Source organism: Mesorhizobium sp. B2-3-12, from assembly GCF_006442205.1.
GTDB lineage: Bacteria > Pseudomonadota > Alphaproteobacteria > Rhizobiales > Rhizobiaceae > Mesorhizobium.
Window position 1 is genome coordinate 83,157 of sequence record NZ_VFVR01000004.1, and the last position, 22,630, is coordinate 105,786.

Consider the following 22,630-nt stretch of genomic DNA (forward strand, 5'->3'; position numbering starts at 1 on the left):
AGTGTGCCTATAATTTGATCGGCCCGTGGCGGGCGCCTGGAGGGGCCAAAAAGGGCTCAGCCTTGCGTTCGCGTACTGGAACGACGTCGCAACAAACCGATCGCGGCCTAGCCAGGCTGCGATCCCCTGGGCCGTCGGGCCGGGCCGGCTTGTCTCGTTAGAGGCCGAACCGGTCCTTCACCCGGCCCGAAAGGATCGCCGCCTTGACGCCAAGCGGCCAGAAGCGATGGAACCGGATGGGCTTCAGTCCCGATATCGGCATGGGGAAGGGAGCGGTCGCGTCGCCGCGAAGGCGATTTGCCAGCGCCTTGCCCATCGCCGAGGCCATGGCGACGCCACGGCCGTTGTAGCCAAGGCAGATCAGCACGCCGTCTTCCGGCTCGTGAACGTGCGGGAGATGATCTCCAGTGATCGCGACCCGGCCGTTCCAGCCATGTGTCCACGCAGTTCCCGCGAGCGCCGGCCAGAGCCGCGGCGCATAGTCGGTGAGGTAGCGGATGGCGGAAGCATCCCCGATGGGTCTCATCGGTCCCCGGCCGCCCATGAGAAGCCGGTTCCGCGCGTCGATCCGGTAATAGACGGTGATGTTGCCCGCCTCGTAGACGACGGGCCTGTGCGGGAGAATTGCCGCCGCCACCGCCGGCGGCAGCGGTTCGGTCGCCGCGATGGCGCTGAACACCGGCACCAAAGATTGCTCCAGGCCCGGCCACAGGGCTCCGGTATAGCCATTGGTCGCGACAAGAACCTTGTCGGCGCTGACGGACCCGCTTGCCGTCTTGAGGACCCATCGCCCGGCCTCGCGGCCAAGCGAGAGGACTTCGCTATCGCCGAATATCCGCGCGCCGTCGTTCTGGGCCGCCGCAGCAAGGCCCAGCGTGTATTTCAGGGGATGGAGATCGCCGCCGCGGGCGTCGAACATGCCGGATATGTATCTGTCGGTTCCGGTTCGCGCCGCCATGGCCTCGGCGTCCAGCATTTCGACGGGCATCCCCCGTCGCACGCATTGCGCCGCTGTGGTCCGCACCGCGACTTCCGGCTTCGGCCGGACGGCCGCGCGTATGGTGCCGTTCTGCCGGGCCTCGCACTCGATCGACAGGCGCTTGATGAGGTCGAAGGTGAAATCTGGCGCACCGTAGGAGAAGTCGATCATCCGCGACCCGAGGTCGGAGCCGAACATCGCCTCGATCGTGTCGGGATCGTATTTGAGCCCGGGATTGACCTGGCCGCCATTCCTGCCCGATGCCCCCCAGCCCGGCTGGTGGGCTTCGAGCACACAGACGTCGTCGCCGGCTTCCGCCAGATGCAAGGCGGTCGACAGGCCCGTGAAGCCGCCGCCGACAATGGCGACCCTTGCGCGCTGCGCACCGGCCAGGGAAGGATAGTTGCCGGTGCCGCCGGCCGTTTCGCGGTAGAGGCTCCTGGGCGGGCTGCTTTCCAGCATATGACGGGCTCTTACGATAGGGCGGCGGGCTTGACGGGCAAGCTGGTTTTCAATTGCCCGATATCGTGCACGCGCGGCAGACCCAGACTTTGGTGTCGGGTGCGCCAGGCAATTCCGCCGGGGCTCGGGAGATCACAACAATTGCGACAGCGCGGTCATGAAGTGGTCGTTCTCCGACGGCGAGCCGATGCTGACGCGCACATAGGTGTCGAAGCCTTCCTGCTTCCAGGGTTTGACGATGACGCCGTCCCGCAGCAGGCCTTCGACGAAGGCGGTGGCATCTTGCCGGCAGTCGAAGAACAGGAAGTTGCCCCGGGACGGAGCGACTTCGAGGCCTTTGCCGGTCAGGAAACTCTCGACGCGTGCCCGCTCCGTCCTGGCCAGCGCGACGACCTTGGCCAGGTGCTCGTCATCCGCGAGCGCCGCCAGCGCGGCGGCCTGCGCGACGCCATTGGCGTTGAACGGCGTGCGCACCCTGTCGAGCAGCGCGCGCAATTGCGGGTCGCCGACAACGCCGAAGCCGATCCGCAGCCCTGCCAGGCCGAACGCCTTGGAAAATGTCCGCAGCACGATCCAGGGTTGATCGCGTTTGCTCAGATGGGGCAGGGACGAGACATAGTCGTCGCCCTCGGCATATTCGGCATAGGCCTCATCCATGACGATCAGCGTCTCGTCGCTGACAGCATCCAGGAGCTTCGACATTTCGCCGCCGGAGAGCCAGCTGCCGACCGGGTTCATCGGGTTCGAGAACAGGAGCATGCGGGGCCGTTCGCGCACGGCCTCAATGAGCGCGTCGACATCGATGCTGAGATCGTCGTTGACGCCGACACGTTTGACGCTCGCGCCCATCAGCGTGGCATAGTCCTCGTGCAGCGGGAACGATGGATAGAGGGTGACGACGGCATCTTCCGGCCGCAGGACGGCACGGCTGATGACGGAGAGAAGATCCTCCGAACCGTTGCCGAGAATGACCTGGTCTTCGCCGACCGCATGTCTGGCGGCGATGGCCTGCCGCAGTTCGCGCCCGGTCGGATCCGGATAGAGCCGGAACATTTCGGAGCCGCCCTGCATCATCCTGGCCAGGGTCGGGCTCGGGCCGATGGGGTTTTCATTCGAGCCCAGCTTGGCGATCCTGGCCGGGGCGTATCGCAGCATCACCTCGCCGATGGTCAGCCCGGAATTGTAAGGTGACAGACGCTTGACTTCGGTTCTGACCATGTCTGAAGCTTTGGACAAGTTTGGTCTCCTCCATCGCGGGCCGATGCTGTTGTCCGCAAGCCTCGAACAAATCGCCGCCGCGGGATCTCGTCCGGGCGAGCCAAGCATGCGATCGAGCCCGGGGGCGGACGACGTAACCACTATCGCACTCAATGTCGTTTGTATATGCTTGTATATGTAAGTTGACCTGATAGTCTCTGCGCAACGCGACCGGAGCGGCCAAGGAGGATCATATGCGCAACGCTGCTCTTTTCGACCTCTCCGGCAGGAAGGCGCTCGTGACCGGCGCAAGTCGTGGCATTGGGCGCAGCCTCGCCGAGGCGCTCAGCGCGGCCGGCGCCGACGTCGCGGTCACCGCGCGCAGCCTGGACTCGCTCGACGAGACGGCGGCGGCCATCCGCGCCGCCGGCGGGGTCGCGCATGCCATTGCCCTTGATGTGACCGATGTCGAGCGCTGCCGCGCGGCCGTTGGCGAGGCAGCCCGCCTGCTTGGCGGCCTCGACATCCTCATCAACAATGCCGGGGTGGAGGAGGTCCGCCCCTCGCTCGATGTCGACGAGGCGCTGTGGGACCGGATCGTCGACACCAATCTCAAAGGGGCGTTCTTCTGCGCCCAGGCGGCGGCGCGGCAGATGCGGGATGCCGGCCGGCCTGGCGCCATCATCAACCTCTGCTCGCTGACGTCGGAAGTCGGCATCCCGACGGCGGTGCCGTACGGCTCGTCCAAGTCGGGTCTGCTCGGCATGACCCGGGCGCTGGCGGCGGAGTGGGCTCAGCTTGGCATCAGGGTCAACGCCATCGCCCCGGGCTACTTCAGGACGGCGATGACGGAGGCGTTCTACGACAACGAGGCGTGGCGGCAATCCATGCTGGCCAAGATCCCGCAGCATCGTTTCGGCGACCTCCGCGACCTGCACGGCGTCGCCGTGTTCCTTGCCTCGGATGCCGCCGCCTACATAACCGGCCAGTCCATTCCGGTGGATGGCGGTTTCCTCGCCTCGATCTGAGGGGGATCGCCGATGTTTCGAATTGAATGTCTTCCGCGATGTGACCGGTCGGCACAATGCGCTCTGAACTGAAGGAACAATCCATGTCCGACATCAGCTTCCACGATCTCTCGTCCCTCGATGCCACCCAGCGGGCCGGGTTGCTGAAACGCGCCGAGGGCGATCTGTCGGTCTTTGTCGAAAAAGTCCGCCCGATCATCCAGGCGGTCAGGGACGAGGGTGACGCCGCCCTGATCCGCTTTGCCAGGGAACTCGACAAGGCCAATGTGGCCGAAGGCGAACTGAAAGTGTCGGAAGCGGAATTCGACGCGGCATTCGACAAGGTCGAGAAGGAAGTCGTGGAGAGCATCGGCTTCGGCATCGACAACATCAGGCGCTTCCATGAGGAGCAGAAGCCGGAAACCATGTGGCTCAAGGAGGTCCGGCCGGGCGCCTATGCCGGTGACAGGTATACGCCGATCGCCTCCGTCGCGCTTTACGTGCCGCGCGGCAAGGGCGCCTTTCCCTCGGTGACGATGATGACGTCGGTCCCGGCCGTCATTGCCGGCGTGCCGCGGATAGCGATCGTGACGCCGCCGACAGCGGACGGTTCCGTGGATGCGGCCACGCTGGTCGCTGCTCGTCTCGCCGGGGTTGACACCGTCTACAAATGCGGCGGCGCGCAGGCCGTCGCCGCCGTCGCCTACGGCACCGAGACGGTGAAGCCGGCGCTCAAGATCGTTGGCCCCGGCAGCCCCTGGGTGGTGGCGGCCAAGAGCGTGTTGTCCTCGATCATCAACACCGGTCTGCCGGCCGGACCGTCGGAAGCCATCATCTTTGCCGACGACAGCGTCGATGGCGGCCTTGCCGCGCTCGATCTGCTGATCGAGGCCGAGCACGGACCGGATTCCTCGGCCTATCTGGTGACGCACAGCCGCAAGGTTGCCGAGGCAGCACTTGCAGCACTTCCCGAACACTGGTCGCGCATGACCGAACAGCGCGTCGAATTCTCGCGCGCGGTGCTGACGGGAAAGCGCGGCGGCATCGTCCTGACCGCTTCGCTGGAAGAGTCCTACCGCTTCATCAATGACTATGCGCCCGAACATCTCGAAATCCTCTCGACGGAGCCATTCGCGCATCTCGGCCACATCACCGAGGCGGCCGAGATCCTGATGGGCCCGCATACGCCGGTGACCCTTGCCAACTTCGTGCTTGGGCCCAATGCCGTGCTGCCGACCAGCCGCTGGGCGCGCACCTATGGGCCGCTTTCGGTGACGGATTTCGTCAAGCGCTCGTCGATCGGCTATGTCACCTCGGCCGCCTATCCTGAACTGGCGCTGCATGCCCGCAGGCTCGCCCGTTACGAGGGTTTCAGCTCGCACGAAAACGCGGTCTCGGAAATCCGCGACCGCTATCTCGCCGGCTGAGGGGAGGCGATGGCGATGAAGGCGGCAAGGCTTTATGGACCCGGCGATCTGCGGGTGGAGGACGTCGCCTCACCTGGCATTCCGGATGCCGGCTGGGTGAAGCTCAGCGTCGATGCCGCCGGCATCTGCGGTTCGGACCTGCACAATTTCCGCACCGGCCAATGGATAAGCCGGTCGCCCTCGACGGCCGGCCACGAACTGACCGGCACGGTGATCGCTGTCGGCGAGGGCGTCGGTACAATCGCCGTCGGCGACAGAGTGGTCGCCGATTCCCGTTTCTGGTGCGGAGACTGCGCGCAATGCCATGCCGGCAGGCGGCATCTCTGCGTCGCGCTGGGCTTCGTTGGCGAAATCTGCGATGGCGGTTTTGCCGAACAGGTGGTGTTGCCCGCACGTTTGCTGCACGTGATCGACGCCGGCCTTGACGAACGGGTCGCCGCCATGGCCGAGCCACTCGCGGTCGCGCTGCACGCGGTGCGGCGTCTGCCGAAGACGGCGAGCGCGGTGCTTGTCGTCGGCTGCGGGCCGATCGGTGGTCTTGCCGCGCTGCTGCTTTCCCGAACTTTCGCCGGCACCGTGCTTGTCGCCGACCGCAACCAGGCACGTTGTGCCCGCGTGGCGCGGGTGACGGGCGCCACGATCGTCGATCTCGACCGTGATGCCATTGCCGCCGCAACAGCCAACACTTCGCTGCTGGCGGCCGTCGAAGCGACCGGCAGTATAGCTGCCTTCAATAAGTTGCTCGGCGTGCTCGATTCCGGCGCCACGGTGGCCATGGTCGGCATCTTCCACGGGCGTCTCGACATTGATCCCAATCTCCTGGTCGAACGCGAAATCGCGTTGCTGGGATGCCATGCCTTTGCCGACGAATTGCCCGAGGCCGTACGGATGCTGGGGGAACTCAGTGAGCCGCTGCTGGCGCTGGTCGACCGCGAAATCGGCCTCGACGAGATTCCAGCCGCCTATGAGCGGCTGCTTGCGGGCAAGAGCGATGGCTTGAAAACAATCATCCGCATGCGGCAACCTGCCGAACATCGTTGATTTCCGATAGTTTGCCGGAAAGGACTTTTGAAATGATCGATTTGCCCGACACGGCGAGCCCTCTTTACGAGAAGGTGAAGGACTACATCCTGACCAACATCGGAACAGGCCGGTGGGGCAAGGATCGCAAGCTGCCGTCGGAGAACGAGCTGGTGGTTTCGCTGGGCGTTTCGCGGATGACGGTTCACCGGGCTCTGCGAGAGCTGACCGCCGCCGGATTCTTGATCCGGCTGCAGGGGGTCGGAACGTTCATCGCGCCACCCCGGCCGCAATCGACGCTGATCGAGATCAACAACATCGCCGCCGAGATCGTCGAGCGCGGCAACAGGCATCGTTCCGAAGTCCTCGTCCTCGAAACCATCATGCCGACCAAGGAACTCGCTCTATCGTTCGAGTTTGCGAAACGGGTTTCGATCTATCACTCCGTCGTCGTCAATTTCGAGAACGACCTGCCGGTGCAACTGGAGGAGCGCTTCGTCAATCCGGGCCTGATACCCGACTATGACAAGCAGGACTTCGCCAAGACGGCAACCTATGACTATCTCATGCAGAAGACCCCGGTAACCGAGGTCGAGCATATCATCTCCGCCATCCCGGCCGACAAGGAGACCGCGCGGCATCTGGCAATCGATGTCGGCAGTTGCTGCCTTCTCCTGCATCGCCGGACATGGACGGGGGCGGTCGTGGCCACGATCAGCAAATTGACCTATGCCGGCAGCCGCTATTCGCTTGGCAGCCGCTACTCGCCTTCCAGGGCAGGCTGACGTCGATAGCGAATGCATCCCGAGAAGGTTTGGCCGTTAATGTATGTACATGTACTGATAAGAATCGCGTCACGCTTGACCGGCGGATCGCCTGGAAGGAACGACCGATGACGGCGACACCGAGCCGCACGGCGCGGATCAGGGCTCTCGCGCAGCATGATGTCGCCGAAGCGCAACGTGCGCTGTCGGCGTTGCTGGGCGACCTGTTCGGGATGAACCCCGGCAATGTCCGCATCAATGTCGACAAATACAGCCTCAATTCGTTGAACGGCTTCTTCGACAGCGAAGGTCAAGCATACTTCTTCAAGTTCCATCAGGAGGAACGGGAAGAGGCGATGACCGGCGAATATTATCGCGCCGAAATCCTGTCGCGCGCCGGCCTGCCGGTCGACCAGCCCGTGCACATGTCCGCCCAGCCCGGCGAGCAGATCCTTGTCTATCGCCGGCGTACGGATCCGAGATTTTCGGATGTGCTGTTCGCGCTGGATACCAGGGACGATGCCGGCGGACGGCGCGAGGCGGTTCTTGCCGAGCGCGACCTGTCCGCCAGGCTGCTCGATGTCTATCTGGAAACGCTGCATCCGGTGACCGTCGCGCAGGTGTCGGCGGAGCCGATCCATCGGCTGTTCCACGAGCGGCTGATCGACGCCGATACGCGTTTGTCGCCAGGGGGCCGCCTGGCCGATTTCTACGTCGGCAAGCCGTTTGTCTTTCCCGGCGTGGAACTTGGTTGGGACCAGTTCTCCCGGCTGAAGTTCGTCATCAACGGCCGGCGCTACATCAGCAGCATCGGCGAACTTTTCGACGCCGCCGCGGAGCGCCTGCGGCCGGACAGGCTTGCCGATGCCGGCGGTGTGGTCGCGCATGGCGACGCCCACAATGCCAATGTCTGGTACGTGGAGAAAGCAGGCGGGGCGGAACTGTCCTTCTTCGATCCCGCCTTTGCCGGCTCGCACATCCCCACGCTGTTGGCCGAGGTGAAGGCGACGTTCCACAACATCTTCGCCCACCCGTTCTGGCTCTACGATCCGGCCATGGCGACGCAGGCTTTTAAAGCGCTGGCGCGGCTGGATGGCGACTTTCTGCATGTCGACACGGACTGGGATTTGAGCCCGGTCCGCCACGACCTTCTGGAAGTGAAGGCGGTCGACCTGTGGCGGCCCTTGCTGCTGGAACTCAAGCGTCGCGGCATGCTGCCGGCGGATTGGCGAACCGTGCTGCGCTTGGGGCTGTTCCTGTCGCCGACCCTGGTCATGAACCTGCGGGCCGGCGCGCGAAGCCACACGCCGGTCTCGTCTCTCATTGGCTTTTCAGTCGCGGTTATGGTCGGCAGCGAGCCCGATGGCGGAACCGACCGGGTGACCGGTTTTTTTGACCGGATCGATCCCGAAAAAGCATAAGGGGTCGGGTGGAGGACTCGCGCTGATCAACGTAAAATTCTAGCCGCTCCAACTTGTATATGCATGTATGTATTTTAGCCTTGACATCCTCTGCCGCTGACGCTGAAATGTGTCAGCACTTCAACCATGAAGTGGCGGGCAAGACGCCGAGGCACAATGCCGCAAGAGCTGAACCCCGCAGTCTCACCAGACCGGACGCCCTGGGTAGAAAAGCGGTCTGATCATCAAGGGGAACGAAAGATGACGCTTAACCTAGCAGGACAATTTCGCGCGTTGGCCATGGCGGTTGCCGTCGGGCTCGCCGCCGCCCCCGCGGCCTATGCTGCCGATGCGGCCATTCCCACGACGCCCGAGGCGGGATCGTTCAAGATCGGCATCGAGCCCTGGCTCGGATATGGCCAGTGGCACGTCGCCGACGCCAAGGGCTTGTTCAAGACCAATGGCCTGTCGGACGTCCAGATCGTCAATTTCGCCGAGGACAAGGATATCAACGCCGCACTCGCCAGCGGCCAGCTCGACGCCGCCAATATCGCCACCCACACGGCGATGGGCATGGTCGCGGCCGGTCTGCCGGTGAAGATCGTGCTGCTGCTCGATGTCTCCATGACGGCCGATGCCATCGTCGCCGGCAAGGAGGTCACCTCCATCGCCGATCTCAAGGGCAAGCAGGTCGCTTTCGAGGAAGGCACGACGAGCGACATCCTGCTCAAATACGCGCTCGCCAGGAACGGCATGTCGGTCGCCGATATCCAGCCGGTACCTATGCCAGCGGCCGATGCCGGCGGCGCCCTGATCGCCGGCCGCGTACCGGTCGCGGTCACCTACGAGCCCTATCTCACCGTTGCCATGGCGCAGAACAAGGACGTCAAGCTGCTGTTCACCGCCGGCGAGGATCCCGGCCTGATCAGCGACGTGCTGGTGGTGCGCGACGAGGTGATCAAGTCGCGGCCCGGCCAGGTGCTGGCCATGATCAAGAGCTGGGACGCCGCGCTCAAGGACTATAACGCCGACACGCCTGGTGGTCGCGCCATCATCGCCAAGGCGGTCGGTTCCGACGTCAAGGACCTCAACACCGCTTTCGACGGCGTGCGCTACTACTCGCTCGCCGAAAACAAGACGGCGCTCACCGGCGAGTTTACCACCAAGACATTCGCCGATGTCGAAGCGGCCGCCAAGAACGCCAAGCTGCTCCAGGCCGATGTGACACCCGAGCAGATGATCGATCCGTCCTTCGTCAAGGCGGCGCAGTGACGAGATCCGGATCGCGGTGGTAACGCGGATGACCGGGGCGCCTCCCGCGAAAACCGGCTTGGCCCGCACGGCACCGGCGCCGGCCTCAAGACCGGCAAGACGCCGATCCTCCGGGATCGGCGTGCCCATCGCGAGGGCGCGCTTCCTGACCATAGCGGTGGCCGTCTTTGTCGGCCTTGGCCTTGCCTGGTGGGCGGCGACCGGGCTCGGATGGGTGAAACCCATCTTCCTGCCGTCACCCGGCAGCGTCGCGACCCAGATTGCCAAGCTCGCCGCCGACGGCACCTTGTGGCTCGATCTCAGGGCCTCGATGTACCGTATTTCCATCGGCTTCCTCCTCGCCTCGGCACTGTCCATACCGATCGGCGTGCTGATCGGCAGTTTCCGCTCCTGGGAGGCGGCCATCGAGCCGCTGGTGGATTTCATCCGCTACATGCCGGTCGTCGCCTTTGTGCCGCTCTCCATCCTGTGGGCAGGCACAGGCGACACCCAGAAATTCCTGATCATCTTCATCGGCACGTTCTTCCAGCAGGTGCTGATGATCATGGACAATGTGAAACGGGTGCCCGCCGATTTCATCGGTCTTGGGCGAACGCTCGGCCTGCCGGACCGCAAGATCCTGACGCGCATCGTCGTGCCCAGCGCCTTGCCGGGCATATGGGACACGCTGCGCATCAGTCTCGGCTGGGCATGGACCTGGCTGGTGCTGGCCGAACTCGTCGCCGCGACGTCCGGTCTGGGCTATCGCATCACCGTGTCGCAGCGCTATTTCCAGACCAACACCATCATCGGCTACATTCTGCTGCTCGGCGTGCTCGGCCTCATCACCGACCAGGTCATGAAGGCATTGGAGAAGGTGCTGTTCCGGCAGGACGGCCACTCGCAATGAGGAACCGCCGATGACTGTTCCCAAATTGCGGATCGCCGGTCTCGACAAGAGCTTCGGCACCGGCGAGCGGCGTACGCAAGTGCTGCGCGACATCAATCTCGACCTTGCTGACAATGAGTTCGTCTCGCTCGTCGGCACGTCGGGCTGCGGCAAGAGCACGCTGCTGTCGATCGTCGCCGGACTGCAGGATTTCGACGCCGGCGATCTCAGCATCGACGGCGCGCCGATCCTGCAGCCGGGCCTCGACCGCGGCGTCGTCTTCCAGTCCTACACGCTGCTTCCCTGGCTGACGGCGCGGCAGAACATCGAGTTTGCCCTCAAGGCCGCCGGTTATGATCGCACGAGCTGTCGCGAGATCGCCCTCGAGCATCTCGATCTCGTCAAGCTGTCGCAAAGTGCCGATCGCTTCCCGTCGGAACTTTCGGGTGGCATGAAGCAGCGCGTCGCCATCGCGCGCGCGCTCTCCTATCGCCCCAAAATGCTGCTGATGGACGAGCCCTTCGGCGCGCTCGATGCCTTGACCCGGCATCAGATGCAGGAACTCCTGACCCAGATCTGGGAAGAGCACCGGCTCACGGTGCTGTTTGTCACACATGACGTCGAGGAGGCCGTCTATCTGTCGGACCGCATCGTCGTCATGGGCATCGGCCCGGGACGCATCATGAAGACGTTCAACGTCGACATCGAGCGTCCGCGCCGGGAAGAGGTGATGGAAACGCCAGCCTTCATGGATTTGCAGCGCGAGGTGCACAAGGCGATCCGCGAGGCATCAAGACGACCTGAAATGGCGTAATCCCTGGCATCTTGAAGACGACCCAGGGACGGCGTCCGCTGAAACCGGCAATGTCTTCGCGCGGCGTCGTGGCACTGTCGACTATCTTCCCGATGCCCGTCAATTCACGGCGGTCAAGATTTGTTGACTTCCAGCGAAGCGGAAATGACTACCGCTCGTCTGTTTGTCGGACCATAAGACGGCCTGCGATCAGGCCGGCTGGCCCATACGAGGCAATCTTGCCTTTGATCCGGGATGCGCCACTTTGGCCAGGGCATACAAGCCACCTGCATGACGGAATTGGCCAGAGTATTGGACCAGCCTCAGTTTGCCACCGAGCGCGACCCGAGGCTGAGGCTGATCATCCCGATCATCGTTGCCATCGCCTTTCTGATGGAGCAGCTCGATTCCACCATCATCACCACCGCGATCCCGGCCATCGCGCGCAGCCTGGACACGACGCCGGTCAGGCTGAACCTGGCGATCACCACCTATATACTGACGCTCGCCGTGTTCATTCCCGTCAGCGGCTGGTTCGCCGACAGGTTCGGCGCGCGCAGGGTGTTCGCACTGGCGCTTTTCACCTTCACCCTCGGCTCGGCGCTGTGCGGCATGGCCGACAGTTTCGGCATGCTGCTGGCCATGCGTGCCTTGCAGGGGCTGGGCGGTGCCATGATGACGCCGGTCGGGCGGCTGATCCTGCTGCGCAGCTTTCCGCGCAGCGGCCTGATCGCCGCCATGACCTACATGACCTTGCCGGCCATCATGGGGCCAGTCATCGGGCCGTTGCTCGGCGGCCTGCTGACCACCTACGCGTCGTGGCGCTGGATATTCTACGTCAACGTGCCGTTCGGTTGCGTTGGAATCCTGGCGGCGCTGCGCTTTGTCGACGATTTCCACGAGGAAGCGGTGCAGCGCTTCGACTTTGCCGGGTTCCTGATGGTGGGTTGCGGCGTGGCGCTGCTGCAATTCGGGCTGGAAAACATCGGCCGGCCGATCATTCCGGCTTCCGCGACGGTGCTGGTGCTGGCCGCTTCCGTCCTGCTGCTGCTCGCCTTCGGGCGCTATGCGCGCCGCGTCGTGGCGCCAGCCGTCGACCTGACGCTGTTCCGGTTTCGCTCGTTCTGGGTCGGCACGCTGGCGGGCGGCCTGTGCCGTGTGGGTCAACGGCGTTCCGTTCCTTTTGCCGCTGATGCTGCAGGTCGGCTTCGGCATGAGCCCGGTCACGTCAGGCTCGCTGACATTCGTCGGCAGTTTCGGCGCGCTGCTCATGCGGCCGCTGCTGTCGCCACTGCTGCGCCGCTTCGGCTTCAGTGTCGTGCTGATCGGCAGCGCCATAATCGGCTCGGCCACCGTCGCGGGCTTTGCGCTGATGGGGCCCGATACGCCGCATTGGCTGATCGGCTCTTACGTCTTCCTGTTCGGCATCGTCCGGTCGGCGCAGTTCATGACCTCCAACACTTTGTCCTACGCCGATCTGCCGGCGCACAAGCTCAGCCGCGCCACCAGCCTCGGCGGCGTGTTGCAGCAGCTCAGCGTGTCGCTTGGCGTCTCGATCGCCGCCATGCTGCTGGGGCTGATTGCCGGCGAAAGCCACGTGCTCACGCCGGAACGGTTTCACCAGGTATTCCTGCTGACCGCGATCATCCCGCTGATCTCCATTCCCGGCTTTCTATACCTGCGCGCCGAGGACGGCGTTCAGGTCAGCGGCCACGTCAGAGGATCTCGCAACTAGGCCCTGTCGGGAAGGGCTTGGAGGCATTCCCGGTCGAACCCAGCCGATACCGCTCACGTCGCTTTTCCGGCCGCCGCGTCCATTCCCATCTCTTCCTCGGAAATGTCGTCGAAGGACGCGTAGTTCATGTTGTAGAGCCGGGCGTAGAGGCCCTTCTTCCGCATCAGCTGTTCGTGGTTGCCGCTTTCGACGATCTCGCCATTCTGCAGAACGATGATGCGGTCGGCGCCGCGAATGGTGGCGAGGCGATGCGCGATGACCAGCCCGGTGCGCCCCTCCAGCAGTTTGATCAGCGCCTTCTGGATCAGCATCTCGGTGTAGGAATCGATGCTGGCCGTGGCCTCGTCGAGCACCAGTATCTTGGCGTCGGCCACCAGCGCTCGCGCAAAACTGATCAGCTGGCGCTGGCCGAGCGAGAGATTGCCGCCGCGCTGCTCGAGTTCGGTGTCGTAGCCGTCGAGCAGGTCTTCGATGAAGTCGTGAGCGCCGACGGCAACTGCTGCGCGCACCACTTCTTCGCGGCTGGCGCCGGTCTTGTGATAGCGGATGTTCTCCAGCACCGTGCCGGAGAACAGGAACGGCTCCTGCAGCACCATGGCCACCTGGTCGCCGAGCGAATCCTGCGTCAGGTCGCGCACGTCATGGCCGCCGACCAGGACCTCGCCCGACCAGACATCGTAGAAGCGGTGCACCAGCGCCATCGAGCTCGACTTGCCCGACCCGGTTGGCCCGACAAGCGCTACCGTCTCGCCCGGATTGACGTGGAAGGAGATGTTCTTCAGCACCGGCTGGTTCGGCCGATAGCCGAAGGTGACGTTCCTGAACTCGACCGAACCGTCCATGTCGCGCGACAGCGCGATGGCGCCGTCCTTGTCGCTGACGTCCACCGGCACGTCGAGCACTTCGGAAATGCGTTGGCCCGACGCCATGGCGCGCTGCATGACGGAGTACTGCATGGTGAGCGAGCGGATCGGGTCGAAGAAGCGCTGGATATAGAACAGGAACGCCACCATGACGCCGACGTCGAGACTGTGCGACAGCACCATCGAACCGCCGACGACGATGACCGTCGCCATGGCGATGCCGGTCAGCGTATCGACGATCGGCACCATCACCTGCGCGTATTTCGCCGACCGCAGATGTGCGTTGAGATTGGCCAGCACCTTCTCGTCGTAAAGGTCGAAATTGACATGCTGTCGCTCCAGGCTCTGCACGGTGCGCACGCCGTGGATGCCTTCGGCCAGCGCGCCGTTGGCGATCGAGTTGGTTTCGTGCGCCACCATGAAGGCGACCTTGGCGCGCGGCAGCCAGAACAGGCGCACGATGAACAGCATCGGCATGGTCGACAGTGTCAGCAGCCCGAGCCGGAAGTCGAGCCAGAGCAGGACGGTGACGATGCCGAACAACAGCACGATGTCGCCGACGGACATGACCGACGTTTCGAGAAATTCCTGCATCGAATTGACGTCGCCCTGGAGGCGCGACATCAGCCGGCCGACCTCGGTCTTGTCCATGAAGCTCAGCGAGACCCGCTGCAAATGGCTGAACATGGCGCGGCGCAGGTCGGACAGCACGTTTTCCGCCACCTTGCCGACGACGCTCTCCTGCACATGGCTGGCCGCGTAATTGATGAGGATGATCACCGTGAAAGCGATGATCGCGGTGATCATCACCGAGCGGTCGAGCTTGCCGGGCGCCATGCCGTGATCGATTGCGTAACGGATGACCAGCGGGATCGCGAGCTGCGTCAGCGTGAACACCAGCACGGCGGCGACCGAGATGAAAATCCGGCCCTGGTATGGTCTGACGAAGCTCCAGATGCGCCTGACGATGCGCGGATCGTAGACCTTGCCGAAAACCTCTTCCTCGTCGCGGTGCGAGCCGACGACAGCCTTGGTCGGGCGGCCGCTTTTGTCTTCCCTCTCGTGGTCGTCCTGGGGCGACATCAGGCGGCTCCCTCGAGCCGATTGTCGTCCGGCCGCAGTTGCAGATCGTAGAGCGCGCGGTAGCGTCCGCCGAGCGCCAGCAAGTCCTCATGCGTGCCGCGTTCGACGATCCGTCCGCCCTCGACGAATAGAATCTGGTCGGCATGCATCAGCGAACTCAGCCGGTGCGAAATGATGAGCGTCACGCGATCTCGGGCGAAGCGCTTCATCGCCGTTCTTATCCGCTGCTCGGTGCCGGCGTCGACGGCCGCGGTGGAATCGTCGAAGACCAGCACCGATGGCTTGAGCATCAGGCTGCGCGCGATGGTCAGGCGCTGCCGCTGGCCGCCGGACAGCGAGGCGCCGCGTTCGCCGACGACGGTGGTGTAGCCGGCCGGAAGCCCGATAATGTAGTTGTGCAGCTGGGCATACTCGGCTGCCTGGCCGATGCGGGTTTCGCGCGCCCAGGGGTTGCCATAGGCGATGTTGTTCTCGATCGAGGTGGTGAACAGGAACGCGTCCTGCTGCACGACGCCGACCGCCTTGCGCAGCGATTGCAGCGTGACCCCGCGTATATCCTGGCCGTCGATGGTGATCGCGCCCGAGGTGACGTCGTAGAAGCGCGGGATCAGATGCGCGATGGTCGACTTGCCGCTGCCTGGCGGGCCGACGATGCCGACGGTTTCGCCGGGCCGGGCCTCGAAGGAAACGCCGGAAAGCGTCGGACGCTCGCCTGCGCCCTCATAGCGGAAACCGACATTGTCGAAGCGCAGCACACCGTCGGTGATGACGAGCTCCCTGGCGTCGGGCGCGTCCTTGATGTCGAGTTCGGCATCGAGCAGTTCGAACAGCCGCGTGCCGCAGGTCGAGGCGCGAGCGAAGGAATTGACCATCAGGCCGAGCTGGCGCACCGGCATCTGCAATATGGTCATGAAGGTGAGGAACTGGGCCAGCGTGCCGACGCTGATCTGCCCCGCGATCACCTTCTGGCCGCCGAACCACAGAACCAGGCCCATGGAGGCCAGGAAGGAGAAGTTCATGGCGCCGGTGTTGGAGACGCGGATGTCGACGCGCTCGTTGGCGAGTTCCAGCGCAGCCTGCTTGGCGCGGTCGAATTTGGCCAACTCATGCCGCTGCGCCGCGAAGGCGCGTACCACACGGATGCCGCCGAGATTCTCGTCCATCACCCGGCTCAGCACCGACAGCCGCTCCTGCAAGGTGAGCCAGGTGCTGCGCAGCCGGAGCTGCGTCACAGAAGAGCGCCAGGCGACGAACGGCACGAAGCTGAGGCTGAGCAACCCGAGCACGAGATCGATGCTGATCAAGAGATAGGCGCCGACACCGATCAGCACGCCAAGCAGGACCACGCGCAGGATGCCTGTCGAAAAGAACATGCGCACGCCGTCGAGATCGAGCAGCCCGAGCGTGATCAGGTCGCCGGTATGGACCTTGTCGTGGTAGGAAAAGCTCAGCCGCTGGATCTTCTCGTAGAAGGCGAGCCGCAGCTCATAGCCGGTCTGGTGGCCGACGGCCTCGCCATAATAGTTCTGCGCCATGGTGAAGAGGCCGCGCAGGATGCTGACGACCAGCAGTGCCAGCGCCGTGTTCCACAGCGCCTGCTCGGCCGCGGTGCCGGCACCGGCGGCCATCACGCCTTGCGCCTGGTCGATGGCGCGTCCCAACAGGCGCGGAATGAAAAGCTGCAGCGTCGCGGCGATGAAGGTCGAGATGAGAGTGACGGCTACCTGCCAGGGATGGCGCAGCGTCATGCGTACGATGCGCAGCAAGGTGCTGAGGCCCTTGCCCCAGGAGGCCTCCGCCACATGGGCAAATGATTTGCCGCGCTTGGCCGCGCTGGTTGCATCCGTAAGCAAGGAAAATACCCAGACCGTTGCGGACATTAGCCCGAACGAATGTAGCAGACTCAATCAGATAGCGCGATTTTACGCGCGTCCGACTTGCCCGTTCAAGGGGCCAATGGCGGCATCGCACTGTACCTGAAAGGCGATGCCCGCCAATTTGCCGTCACCATCGCCACGAAATGTGGTCCGGCGCGGCGGCCTTACATCTCGGTGACGAATTTCGTCCTGAGATAGGCGTCGAGGCCTTCGATGCCGCTCTCCGAGCCATAGCCGGATTCGTTGACGCCGCCGAAGGGCGTTTCCGGTGTCGACACCATCATATGGTTGACGCCGACCATGCCGGCTTCCAGTGCCGCCTCGGTCTTCTGGGCAAGGCTGAGATTGCGGGTGAAGACAAAGGAAGCCAGACCGTAAGGCAGCGAATTCGCCCGCTCGATCATGTCGTCGAAGCTGGAGAAGGTGGTCGTCGGCGCGATCGGACCGAACGGCTCCTCCGACATGATGCGCGCCGTGTCCGGAACGTCCCGCAGCAGCGTCGGAGCAAAGAAATAGCCCTTGTTGCCGATCCGCTTGCCGCCGCTGACGACGGTTGCCCCCCGCGCCGTCGCGTCGCCGACCAGGGCGTCCATGGCATCGAGCCGCCGCGGCGCGATCATCGGTCCCATCTGGACGCCTGAATCGAGGCCGTTGCCGATCTTGAGCTTTTCGGCGCGCGAGGCAAATCCATCGATGAAGCGGTCATAGACGGCTTCATGCACGTAGAAGCGGGTTGGCGAGGTGCAGACCTGGCCGGCATTGCGGAATTTGAAGGCGACGACCGTGTCGAGCGTCTTGTCGAGATCGGCGTCCTCATAAACGATGACCGGGGCGTGACCGCCAAGCTCCATGGTGCAGCGCTTCAGTGTATCCGCGGCCTGCTTCTGCAGCAGCTTGCCAACCGCCGTCGAACCGGTCAACGAGACCTTTTTGGGGATCGGCGAGGCGATCAGGTAGGACGAAACCTTCGCCGGTTCGCCGAAAACGATGTTGAGGACACCTGCCGGAAGGCCCGCGTCCTGGAAGCAGCGGGCGATGGCCACGGCCGTTCCCGGCGTTTCCTCCGCCGGCTTCAGGATAATCGAGCAGCCGGCGCCAAGCGCGCCCGCGATCTTGCGGATGACATTGCTGGCCGGAAAGTTCCATGCGGCGAAGGCGACGACCGGCCCGACCGGTTCCTTGAACACCATCTGCCGCACGCCGGGCAGCCTGGCAGGGACGATGCGGCCATAGGCGCGTTTGCCTTCCTCGGCATACCAGCGGGTCGCATCCGCCGCGAACTGCACCTCCCCGGTGGCCTCGGCCAACGCCTTGCCGTTTTCCATCGTCAGCGTGCGGGCGATAGTGTCCTTGCGCTGCTCGATCAGGTCGGCGGCCTTGTCCATGATCGCCCAGCGCTGCATGGCGGTCATCGTCTTCCATAGCCTGAAGCCTTTGAGCGAGGCCGCGAGAGCGCGGTCGAGATCGGCCTCCGTGGCATGCGGCACGGTTGCCAACGCCTCTTCGGTGGCGGGGTTGACCAATGTTTCGGACTTGCCGTCCGACCCCTGGCACCACACGCCGTCAATCAGCAACTCGATCGTCTCTGGATACATGTCCTGGCCCTTTCCGGTCCGGCGGTGCGCGGAAAGCCGCCGGCAGATTGCACGTCACAAGAAAGTTTCCGCTATGGCTTGACCTGTACATTGTATACAGTATGGTGTCGACATGATTTTGGCGCGCATCCAGAAATTGTCGGTCGCGATTCCCGAGAACCTCGCCGAGATGCTCGAGGAGGAGATCATCTTCGGTCGCCTCAAATCCCTGGAGCGTTTGACCGAGGAGACGGTCGCCGCGCGCTACGGCGTCAGCCGGTCGCCGGTGCGCGAGGCGCTGAGGCTGCTTGAGCGCGACGGTCTGGTGATGCGTGAGGCCAGGCGCGGCATCTGGGTCTCGCCGATGACGCAACGCGATTTCGACGAGGTCTACACTTGCCGCATCGAGCTCGAGGGGCTGGTCGCCAAACAGGCCGCCGAATCCGCCGACATTGAAAAGAAGGCCGAGTTCAAGAACCTTCTGTCGGAGCTGAAGCAGGCTCAGGCCAGGAACGATGCGCGGCAGTTCTTCATCGTCGACGTGCGCGGCTCTCTGCTGACCTACACGCTGGCAGGCAACAAGACCCTGACACGCTTGCTCGGCGGTCTGGAAAAGCAGGCCCTGCGCTATCGCTATCACGCCTACGAGCAGGATCCCAAGATCATCCAGCTATCCCTGGACGACACGGCCCGCATCTATGACGCGATCACCGCGGGCGATGGCGAAAGCGCCAAGGCGATGACCGAAAATCTCATCCGGGAAATCTGGCAGAGCATGCGGGCCGGCATTCGCGACGCCTTCGGAGAGGGCTAGGTCGTGTCCAGCTTCTCGTCAGCGTTCAGCGTCATCGATTCCCACACCGCCGGCCACCCCACCCGAGTGATCCTGAGCGGCGTGCCGAAACTGTCCGGTTCGAGTGTGCGCGAGAAGCGGGACGATTTCCGCCAGCGCTTCGACCATCTCCGCCCGGCGCTTCTGCATGAGCCGCGCGGCCATGCGGCGATGGTCGGCCTGGTGCCGGTCGCCTCGGATTTGGCCGACTACGGCGCGTTCTTCATCTCGTCCTATGTCTATCTCGACATGTGCGGTCACGGCACCATCGGCCTTGCCAGGACGCTGGCCTTCACCGGGCAGATTTCTGCCGAAACAGGTGACAGCTTCACATTGGAAACGCCGGCGGGCGTTGTTTCGGTTCATCTGGTCTGGAACCAGGACGGCTCGCTGGACCGCGTACGGATCGCCAATGTGCCGAGCTATGTCGGGCTGGAGCATCTCGGCGTTGCCGTCGAAGGTGTCGGCAAGGTCGATGCCGCGATCGTCTATGCCGGCATGTGGTACGCACTGGTGGACGCGGCCCCGCTCGGCTTCAGGCTGGTCCCGGACAATGCGTCGGCCTTGATGCTGGCTGGCTCCAGGATCAAGGACGCGATCAAGGCGGCAACCAGGGACATGCCGCTGCTGGCGGGCGCGGCCGCGCCGAGCGTGCTGTTCTACGATGCCGACAGCGAAACCTCGGCGACGCATTTTCTCGTCCTGGAATCCAACAAGTTCGACCGCTCGCCTTGCGGCACGGGCACGTCGGCGCGCCTGACCCATCTGCTTGGGAAGGGGCTGATCAGCCCCGACCAGACTTATCACGCCAAAAATATCTTCGGCATTCCGTTCGAGGCGCGCCTGCAACGGCGCGTCGAGGAGCAAGGCCGCGAGGCGATGATCATCGAGATCGAGGGCGCCGCCTTCATCACCTCGACCCAGACCATTTACTTCGAGAAGAGCGACCCTCTCTCGCAGGGATTTCTAAGCCGGTAATCACCAATAAACTCAGAAAAGGGGAATGAGATGAAACTGACAGTAATGCGTACGTTCATGGCCGCTTTGACCATTGGCCTCGGCCTGCTCACGGCACCGGTCGCCGCTTCGGCCGACGACAATCCATCCGCCGTCATCGACCAGATCCGCGCCAGCGGCGTGCTCAAGGTTCCGGTGATGACCGGTGAAGAGCCGGGCTACATCAAGGATCCGGCCACCGGCCAGTGGAGCGGTTTCTACTACGAATTCCTGGGCGAGATCGCGACCCAGCTCGGCGTCAAGCTCGAACCGGTCGAGACGACCTGGGGCAATCTGGCCGCCGATTTCCAGTCCAACAAGATCGACATCGCCATCGGCGTCAATCCGAACCCGAAGCGCGGCCTCGTCGTCGATTATCTCTGGGAGCCGCTGTTCACCGACGCCTGGGCCGTGCTGACGCCTCCCGGCAAGCCGGTCAAGACCTGGGCCGAACTCAATTCGCCGGACAAGACCGTCGTCGTGCAGAAGGGCAGCACCATGCAGGTCGTCGCCGAAGCGTTGCTGCCGAAGGCCAAGGTCACGCCGGTGGAAGATCGCGGCCTGGCGCTGATGGAACTCCAGGCTGGCCGCGCCGATGGTGTCGTGCTGTCCATTTTCGATGCGCTGCAGATCACCAACCAGAAGATCGGCAATGTCTCGCTTCCCGAGCCGATCCTCCGCAACCCGGCAACGCTTGCCGTCGCACGCAAGCCCGGCAATGCCGGTTACATCAACTTCCTGACCAACTGGATCCTGCAGGAACGTTCGCTCGGCCTCGCCCAGGGCAAGCTTGCCCGTTCGTGGGAAGCCCGGGGCATCGACCTGTCGATCCTTCCGGCAGGTTTTTCCTTCTGATCGCAACGGCCTGACCGCCGCCTGGTGCGGCGGTCAGGCCGCCACTGGACGTGCATCGCACCAGTGAGGACAACATGCTGTTCGACTACACCGTCATAACCAACAATATCGGGCTGCTCTGGCAGGGCCTCCTGATGACGCTCTACTTCACCGTGATCACCATCGGTGCGGGCATGCTGATCGGCTTGTTTATCGGGCTTATCCAGCTGAGCACGTTCAAGCCACTGGTCGTCCTCGGCCAGATCTATGTCGAGTTTTTCCGCAACATTCCGCTGCTCGTCACGCTGTTGTGGGTCTACTATGCATTCCCGATCTTCGCCGGCATCAATGTCACGAAATTCTGGGCCGGCTTCATCGGGCTGAGCTGCTATGTCGGCTCCTTCTACGCCGAGATCCTGCGCGCCGGCGTTCAGTCGGTCGATCCCGGGCAGACCGATGCGGCGACGGCGATCGGCATGTCCTACGGCCAGCGCATGCGGCGCATCATCCTGCCGCAGGCTTTCCGCAAGATGATCCCGCCGCTGGCTGGCCAGTCGATCATCCAGATGAAGAACACGACGCTGTTGTCGATGATCACGGTCCCGGACCTGCTCTATCAGGCGAGCTACATCTCGAGCTTCACCTATCGGCCGATGGAAGTTTACACCGCCGTCGGCGTCATCTTCCTGATCATCCTGGTGCCGCTGACGCTGCTGTCGCGGAAACTCGAAAAGAGCGGGGCCAGCGTTAAATGAGCATCTCCCAATCGAATATCCCCGAAAAAAGCGGCAAACCGGTCCTGCGGCTGCAGAGCATCTGCCTGAAGTTCGGCGACAAGCGGGTGCTCAACGGCATCGACCTGTCGGTCGTCGAAGGCGAGGTGGTCGTGCTGATCGGCGCCAGCGGATCGGGCAAGACATCGCTCCTGCGCTGCATCAACTTGCTCAACATGCCGAGCAGCGGCGGCATCGTCATCGATGATGAGACGCTGTTCATGAGGCAGGCCGATGGCAAGAGCGTCGCGCAGATACCGGCCCAGGAGGTCAACCGTATCCGCTCCAAGACCGGCATGGTTTTCCAGCAGTTCAACCTCTTCCCGCACATGACGGCGCTGGAGAACGTCATGGAAGGCCCGGTCATCGTCAAGAAGGAGCCGAAGGAGCAGGCACGCCAGAAGGCGATGCAACTGCTCGATCTGATGGGCCTGGCGCAGCACGTGGACAAATATCCGCGCCAGCTTTCCGGTGGCCAGCAGCAGCGTGTGGCCATTGCCAGGGCCATGGCCATGCAGCCGAAGGTGATGCTGTTCGACGAGCCGACCTCGGCGCTTGACCCAGAACTCGTCGGCGAGGTCATGAAGGCGATGGTGGAACTGGCCAAAAGCGGCATGACCATGGTGATCGTCACCCACGAGCTCGGCTTCGCCTTCGAGGTCGCCGACCGGGTGGTGTTCCTCGATCAGGGTTTGGTCGCGGAACAGGGCCCGCCCGCCAAGGTATTGCTGCATCCCGAACATCCGCGTCTGAAGACATTCGTCGGCCGCTTCCATGAATCGGCCGACCTGCTTCGCCCCTTCCTCGAGGCGCGTGAGGCCGAGAAGGCCTGATCGCTGCCGCAACCATCAAGCGACATCGCCGATGCGATGTT

The 22,630-nt window shown here is 63.7% G+C and carries 19 protein-coding genes and 1 pseudogene; 15 read left to right on the plus strand and 5 right to left on the minus strand.

Annotated elements, in window-relative coordinates; all coding sequences use genetic code 11:
- Positions 1-157: 157 nt before the first annotated feature.
- Both FJ948_RS13820 and FJ948_RS13825 read right to left on the minus strand, forming a co-directional pair.
- Positions 158-1,441 carry an FAD-binding oxidoreductase gene (locus FJ948_RS13820; protein ID WP_140705239.1) on the minus strand — a complete coding sequence of 428 codons (1,284 nt, stop codon included), beginning with the start codon at positions 1,439-1,441 and terminating at the stop codon, positions 158-160.
- Positions 1,442-1,573: 132 nt separating this feature from the next.
- Complete coding sequence (locus FJ948_RS13825) at positions 1,574-2,677, minus strand: histidinol-phosphate transaminase (RefSeq protein WP_140705241.1); 1,104 nt, start codon at positions 2,675-2,677, stop codon at positions 1,574-1,576.
- Between the two features lie 215 nt (positions 2,678-2,892).
- Between FJ948_RS13825 and FJ948_RS13830 the strand changes: the two genes are divergently transcribed.
- The 10 genes and pseudogenes from FJ948_RS13830 (at position 2,893) to FJ948_RS30580 (ending at position 12,924) form a co-directional block, all read left to right on the plus strand.
- Entirely contained in the window at positions 2,893-3,666 is a 774-nt protein-coding gene (locus FJ948_RS13830; RefSeq protein WP_140705243.1) for a glucose 1-dehydrogenase, read from the plus strand.
- Positions 3,667-3,749: 83 nt separating this feature from the next.
- Positions 3,750-5,072 (plus strand): histidinol dehydrogenase, encoded by a 1,323-nt coding sequence (hisD, locus tag FJ948_RS13835; protein ID WP_140705245.1) that lies wholly within the window; start codon positions 3,750-3,752, stop codon positions 5,070-5,072.
- Positions 5,073-5,087: 15 nt separating this feature from the next.
- Positions 5,088-6,113, plus strand: coding sequence for a zinc-binding dehydrogenase (locus FJ948_RS13840; RefSeq protein WP_140705894.1), 1,026 nt, complete (start codon positions 5,088-5,090; stop codon positions 6,111-6,113).
- Positions 6,114-6,145: 32 nt separating this feature from the next.
- Positions 6,146-6,877 carry a histidine utilization repressor gene (hutC, locus tag FJ948_RS13845; RefSeq protein ID WP_140705247.1) on the plus strand — a complete coding sequence of 244 codons (732 nt, stop codon included), beginning with the start codon at positions 6,146-6,148 and terminating at the stop codon, positions 6,875-6,877.
- Between the two features lie 107 nt (positions 6,878-6,984).
- Positions 6,985-8,277, plus strand: a complete 1,293-nt coding sequence (locus FJ948_RS13850; RefSeq protein ID WP_140705249.1) for a hypothetical protein — start codon at positions 6,985-6,987, stop codon at positions 8,275-8,277.
- A 240-nt stretch (positions 8,278-8,517) separates the two neighbouring features.
- Complete coding sequence (locus FJ948_RS13855) at positions 8,518-9,528, plus strand: ABC transporter substrate-binding protein (protein WP_140705251.1); 1,011 nt, start codon at positions 8,518-8,520, stop codon at positions 9,526-9,528.
- Between the two features lie 121 nt (positions 9,529-9,649).
- Entirely contained in the window at positions 9,650-10,417 is a 768-nt protein-coding gene (locus FJ948_RS13860) for an ABC transporter permease (RefSeq protein WP_210242270.1), read from the plus strand.
- A 10-nt stretch (positions 10,418-10,427) separates the two neighbouring features.
- Positions 10,428-11,210 carry an ABC transporter ATP-binding protein gene (locus FJ948_RS13865; protein ID WP_140705255.1) on the plus strand — a complete coding sequence of 261 codons (783 nt, stop codon included), beginning with the start codon at positions 10,428-10,430 and terminating at the stop codon, positions 11,208-11,210.
- Positions 11,211-11,582: 372 nt separating this feature from the next.
- Positions 11,583-12,224: pseudogene (locus FJ948_RS30575) on the plus strand (MFS transporter); the annotation flags it as partial.
- Positions 12,225-12,345: 121 nt separating this feature from the next.
- Positions 12,346-12,924, plus strand: a complete 579-nt coding sequence (locus tag FJ948_RS30580; protein WP_246677518.1) for an MFS transporter — start codon at positions 12,346-12,348, stop codon at positions 12,922-12,924.
- Between the two features lie 53 nt (positions 12,925-12,977).
- On the opposite strand, the gene FJ948_RS13875 is transcribed toward FJ948_RS30580, so the two are convergent.
- From FJ948_RS13875 to FJ948_RS13885, 3 genes are all read right to left on the minus strand, one after another.
- Positions 12,978-14,870, minus strand: a complete 1,893-nt coding sequence (locus tag FJ948_RS13875) for an ABC transporter ATP-binding protein (RefSeq protein WP_181173660.1) — start codon at positions 14,868-14,870, stop codon at positions 12,978-12,980.
- Positions 14,870-16,723, minus strand: a complete 1,854-nt coding sequence (locus tag FJ948_RS13880; RefSeq protein ID WP_140705259.1) for an ABC transporter ATP-binding protein — start codon at positions 16,721-16,723, stop codon at positions 14,870-14,872. Before FJ948_RS13880 ends, FJ948_RS13875 begins: the two co-directional genes overlap by 1 nt.
- 188 nt (positions 16,724-16,911) lie before the next feature.
- Positions 16,912-18,342 (minus strand): NAD-dependent succinate-semialdehyde dehydrogenase, encoded by a 1,431-nt coding sequence (locus tag FJ948_RS13885; protein ID WP_140705260.1) that lies wholly within the window; start codon positions 18,340-18,342, stop codon positions 16,912-16,914.
- A gap of 112 nt (positions 18,343-18,454) precedes the next feature.
- Here FJ948_RS13885 and FJ948_RS13890 point away from each other — a divergent pair, with 112 nt between their 5' ends.
- From FJ948_RS13890 to FJ948_RS13910, 5 genes are all read left to right on the plus strand, one after another.
- The gene (locus FJ948_RS13890; RefSeq protein WP_140705262.1) at positions 18,455-19,135 is read left to right on the plus strand and encodes a GntR family transcriptional regulator; all 681 of its coding nucleotides are present in this window, start codon (positions 18,455-18,457) and stop codon (positions 19,133-19,135) included.
- 3 nt (positions 19,136-19,138) lie between these two features.
- Positions 19,139-20,131, plus strand: a complete 993-nt coding sequence (locus FJ948_RS13895) for a proline racemase family protein (RefSeq protein WP_140705264.1) — start codon at positions 19,139-19,141, stop codon at positions 20,129-20,131.
- 30 nt (positions 20,132-20,161) lie between these two features.
- Positions 20,162-21,004, plus strand: a complete 843-nt coding sequence (locus tag FJ948_RS13900; protein WP_140705266.1) for a transporter substrate-binding domain-containing protein — start codon at positions 20,162-20,164, stop codon at positions 21,002-21,004.
- Positions 21,005-21,078: 74 nt separating this feature from the next.
- The gene (locus tag FJ948_RS13905; RefSeq protein WP_140705896.1) at positions 21,079-21,738 is read left to right on the plus strand and encodes an amino acid ABC transporter permease; all 660 of its coding nucleotides are present in this window, start codon (positions 21,079-21,081) and stop codon (positions 21,736-21,738) included.
- Positions 21,735-22,589, plus strand: a complete 855-nt coding sequence (locus FJ948_RS13910) for an amino acid ABC transporter ATP-binding protein (RefSeq protein ID WP_140705268.1) — start codon at positions 21,735-21,737, stop codon at positions 22,587-22,589. Before FJ948_RS13905 ends, FJ948_RS13910 begins: the two co-directional genes overlap by 4 nt.
- Positions 22,590-22,630 lie beyond the last annotated feature (41 nt).